This is a genomic window from Achromobacter sp. (assembly GCF_036567245.1).
GTDB lineage: Bacteria > Pseudomonadota > Gammaproteobacteria > Burkholderiales > Burkholderiaceae_B > Achromobacter.
Window position 1 is genome coordinate 1 of sequence record NZ_DATCUY010000488.1, and the last position, 3,892, is coordinate 3,892.

Here is a 3,892-nt window from a genome sequence, read left to right on the forward strand (position 1 = left end):
GGGCGCGCCAGCCGCATCCGCCGCCGCGCAGACGCCGGCAGCCGCCGACGAGGGCATTGCCGCACCCCAGGGCTTCTGGATCTTCGCGGCCATATGCGCGGCAATCCTGGTGCTGTTCTATGCGATGCTGACGTGGGCGCGGCTGGAAATCTTCAAGATGCTGATGTCCTCGTTCTTTCCGTTGGCGGTGATGATCGCGGCGGTGCTGGGATCCATCGCATTCGGCCTGGCCACCCCCAGCGAAGCCGCGGCCATGGGCGCCATGGGCGGTGCGCTGCTGGCGCTGGCGTACCGGCGGCTGAATCTACCGGTGCTGCGCGAATCGGTGTACCTGACGGCCAAGACCAGCGCCATGGTGTGCTGGCTGTTCGTCGGTTCGTCGATATTCTCGGCCGCGTTCGCGCTGCTGGGCGGACAGCGCATCATCGAGGAATGGGTGCTGTCGCTGGGGCTGTCGCAGCTGCAGTTCCTGCTGCTGGCGCAGATCATCATCTTCCTGCTGGGCTGGCCGCTGGAATGGACCGAGATCATCGTGATCTTCATGCCCATCTTCGTGCCGCTGCTCAACACCTTCGGCATCGACCCGTTGTTCTTCGGCCTGCTGGTCGCGCTGAACCTGCAGACGGCCTTCCTGTCGCCGCCGGTCGCCATGTCGGCCTTCTACCTGAAGGGCGTGTCGCCCCCGCACGTGACGCTGAACCAGATCTTCCTGGGCATGATGCCGTTCATGGGCATCCAGGTGGTGGCGATCTTCCTGCTGTACGTGTTCCCGGGCATCGGCATGTGGCTGCCGACGGTGTTGTACCGATGAAGGTCTTGGTCGGAGGCGGCGGGCGCGCCGCCTCCAAAAACGTGGTTCAAGCCGCCGGCTGAACCTCGCGCCTGCCCAGGCCCGCCGAGTAGCGGATGAGATAGCCGTCGGGATCCTGCACCAGGAACTGGTGCACGCCGACTTCGGTCGCTCCGGCGCGGTACCACTTCTCCTCGGGTTCCATGTACAGCGGCCAGCCGGCGGCGCGCAAGGCGTCGACGATCGGCGTGATCGCGGGCACCTCGATCTGCAGATTGATCCCGCGTCCCAGCGGCGCTTCCAGCGGGCCGGTGATCCAGTTCCTGCCGTGGCCGTATTCCTCCAGCATGACCTGCGAGCCATTCTTGTCCAGATAGGCGAACTGGTCTTCCGGGCGGTCGTAGGCTATCGAGAACCCGCAAAGCCCGCACCAGAAATGCAGGCTTTTGTGGAAGTCGGACACCAGCAGCTCGGGCACGACGCGGGCGGCGGAAAATTCGGACGCGGGAAGCACGGGGTAGTTCATGGCGGATTTCTGTAGGAATAGGTCCAGGCGGGCGGCGATCAGGGCCGCAATGATAGGTCGGATTCGGCGGCAGGGCGCGGCAGTGCATAGACGATGGTTTCGCGGCCGTAGTGGCGCTCGCGCGCCCGGAACGTGAAGCCCAGTTTCTCCAGGACACGCACGGAGGCTTGGTTGTCGGGCCAGACAACCGCGACGAGTTCGGCCAGCTCAAGCTCGCGCCAGGCGTATTCGCACAACTGCTTCGCTGCCTGGCTGGCATACCCCCGTCCCCAAACCGCGCGTTGCAGCCGATAGGCAAGCTGGATGCTGTCCGTGCCTGCCAGAGGGACCAGGCTCACCCAGCCCACCGCGGCGCCATCGATTGCGATCGCCCAATGGCCCAGCCGGCTCAGCGGTTCGCGCAGCCATGCCAGCAGCTCTTGCCGTCGTGCCTGGTCTGCCGGTTTGACGCCGGTGCTGTAGCGCATGACTTCGGGATCGGATTCCATGGCCAACAGCATGGGGATGTCATCTTCCTGCATGCGGCGCAGGGTCACGCGGGTGGGTAGGGGCATGGATTCAATAGTCCACTGCTGAGGTAGCCAGGATGATAGCGGTTCGAATCGGCGTGTCCGGCTTGCCGGGATATAGTTAGGCGCCTTATTATTATTGCGTCGAGAATCACAGGGTCAGATTACCCATGCAAGACACCCAACACATGCTGGAACCCAAGCACCGCGCGCTGCTTGAAGTCGCTGCCAAACGCGGACTGCCATCGGCGGACGGGATAGGCCTTTGCTTTCAGCTGCTGTCGCTGGCCAAGGCCATCGACCGGGATTGCGCCGCCCGGCTGGCGCCGCGCCAATTGTCGGAAGGGAAGTTCGTGCTGCTGTTCCTGCTGCACGAGCAGGCTGACGGCATGTCGCCGCACGAGCTGGCCGATGGCGCCGGTGTCACGCGGGCCACGGTCACGGGCCTGCTGGACGGCCTGGAGCGCGATGGATTCGTCGCGCGCCGCGCCGGCAAGGATGACCGGCGCAAGATCATCGTGAAGCTGAGCGCCAAGGGGCGGGCCGAGGCCGGCAGGCTCCTCGAAGAACATACGGACTGGATAGGCTCTTTGTTCGCGGGCTTGAGCCCGGCGGACCGGGCGAGCCTGCGCGTGCTGCTGGGCAAGATCTGGCAGGGCACCGACGCGGGCCGGGTCGCGCGACAGGAGGCCATGCAATGAGCAAGAAGACACCCGCCGCGCCGACGGGCCGGGGCGTGAAGGACATCAGCGCCGAACGCCTGGCGCAGTTGAACGCGGGCGAACCGGCTGGCAACCTGACCGAATGCCTGGCCGTGGACTTTGCCGAACTGATGCAGGCGGCCGCTCCGCAGGTGGGCGCCGAGGCCGTCGCCGCTTTGCGTGCCCAGGCAGCGATGGGGATCTCCAAGCGCATGGCCGTCGCAGCGCATCTGCTGCAGGATGGCCTGGGCGGGGACGCCTTCAAACAGTTGCGCAACCACCGTTCGGATACGGTTCGAGGCTGGGCCTGCTTCATGGTCGGCGCCATGCCGGACCTGACCTTGAAGCAGCGGCTGGCGCTGATCCAGCCATTGGCCGACGACGCGCACTTCGGCGTGCGGGAATGGGCCTGGCTGGCGCTGCGCCCGCAGTTGGCGGCCGAGCTGGACACGGCGCTGGAGCTGCTGCGGCCCTGGACGGCGGATTCCTCCGAACGCGTGCGCCGTTACGCCAGCGAGTCGCTGCGGCCGCGCGGGGTCTGGTGCGCGCACATTGCAGCCTTGAAGGCCGATCCCGGCAGGGCGCTGCCGCTGCTGGAGCCGCTGCGGGCCGACCCGGCCGTCTACGTGCAGGACTCGGTGGCGAACTGGCTGAACGACGCCAGCAAGGACCAGCCGGACTGGGTGCGGAAGGTCTGTGCGCGCTGGTCGAAAGGCAAGCCGGCCGAGGCGACCGAACGCATCTGCAAGCGCGCGCTGCGCTCCATCGGAGCCTAGCCGCTGGTCCGGCAGATAAGCCCGCGCCAAGCCGGCCGGCCAGGGCCTACAACTGGCTCATGCCCCCGTCCGCAATGATCTCCGTGCCGACGATGAAGGCGGACTCGGGCGAGGCCAGGTGCAGCACGGTGGAAGCGATTTCCTGCGGCGTGCCGAAGCGGCCCAGCGGCACCTGGGCGCGGATGCTGGCGGCGGTCTTTTCCAGCGCGGCGGCGTCCAGGCCCAGCTTGTCGTAGATCGGCGTGGCGACGGGGCCGGGGCTGATGACGTTGACGCGTATGCCGCGTGGCAGCAGTTCCGCCGACAAGGTCTTGGCCAGGGAGATCAGCGCGGCTTTGCTGGCGGCGTAGATCGATGAGGCGGGCATGCCGATGCGGGCGTTGATCGAGCCGTTCAGCACGATGGACGCGCCCGGATTGAGCAGCGGGTCCAGCGCCTGCAATTGAAAGAAGGCGCCCTTGACGTTGGTCGAGAACGTCTGGTCCCAGAGCGCTTCGGTGGCTTCGGCCAGGGGCGCGAAGCGGGCCACGCCGGCGTTGATGAACACTGCGTCCAGGCGGATGCCGGCCTGGCGCAATTCGGCCGCCAGC

General features: G+C 66.8%; 6 protein-coding genes. 3 read left to right on the forward strand and 3 right to left on the reverse strand.

The window, feature by feature from the left end; all coding sequences use genetic code 11:
• Window positions 1-811 (forward strand): TRAP transporter large permease subunit (locus tag VIR09_RS20740; protein ID WP_332014562.1); only part of this gene is annotated, 811 nt, incomplete at its 5' end.
• Between the two features lie 46 nt (window positions 812-857).
• Here the strand turns inward: VIR09_RS20740 and VIR09_RS20745 are convergent.
• Window positions 858-1,316: a VOC family protein gene (locus VIR09_RS20745; protein WP_332014563.1), complete on the reverse strand. Its 459-nt coding sequence runs from the start codon at window positions 1,314-1,316 to the stop codon at window positions 858-860.
• A gap of 38 nt (window positions 1,317-1,354) precedes the next feature.
• Window positions 1,355-1,870 carry a GNAT family N-acetyltransferase gene (locus VIR09_RS20750; protein WP_332014564.1) on the reverse strand — a complete coding sequence of 172 codons (516 nt, stop codon included), beginning with the start codon at window positions 1,868-1,870 and terminating at the stop codon, window positions 1,355-1,357.
• Window positions 1,871-1,995: 125 nt separating this feature from the next.
• Between VIR09_RS20750 and VIR09_RS20755 the strand changes: the two genes are divergently transcribed.
• Both VIR09_RS20755 and VIR09_RS20760 read left to right on the forward strand, forming a co-directional pair.
• A complete protein-coding gene (locus VIR09_RS20755) occupies window positions 1,996-2,526 on the forward strand; it encodes a MarR family transcriptional regulator (RefSeq protein WP_332014565.1) in 531 nt (176 codons plus the stop codon).
• Window positions 2,523-3,302 (forward strand): HEAT repeat domain-containing protein, encoded by a 780-nt coding sequence (locus VIR09_RS20760; protein ID WP_332014566.1) that lies wholly within the window; start codon window positions 2,523-2,525, stop codon window positions 3,300-3,302. Before VIR09_RS20755 ends, VIR09_RS20760 begins: the two co-directional genes overlap by 4 nt.
• A gap of 46 nt (window positions 3,303-3,348) precedes the next feature.
• Here VIR09_RS20760 and VIR09_RS20765 read toward each other — a convergent pair.
• On the reverse strand, window positions 3,349-3,892 hold a 544-nt coding region (locus VIR09_RS20765; RefSeq protein WP_332014567.1), incomplete at its 5' end, for an SDR family oxidoreductase.

Coding starts and splice junctions, on each gene's coding strand:
- VIR09_RS20745 (WP_332014563.1), bottom strand. CDS start 1,316: ATGAACTACCCCGTGCTTCCCGCGTCCGAATTTTCCGCCGCCCGCGTC.
- VIR09_RS20750 (WP_332014564.1), bottom strand. CDS start 1,870: ATGCCCCTACCCACCCGCGTGACCCTGCGCCGCATGCAGGAAGATGAC.
- VIR09_RS20755 (WP_332014565.1), top strand. CDS start 1,996: ATGCAAGACACCCAACACATGCTGGAACCCAAGCACCGCGCGCTGCTT.
- VIR09_RS20760 (WP_332014566.1), top strand. CDS start 2,523: ATGAGCAAGAAGACACCCGCCGCGCCGACGGGCCGGGGCGTGAAGGAC.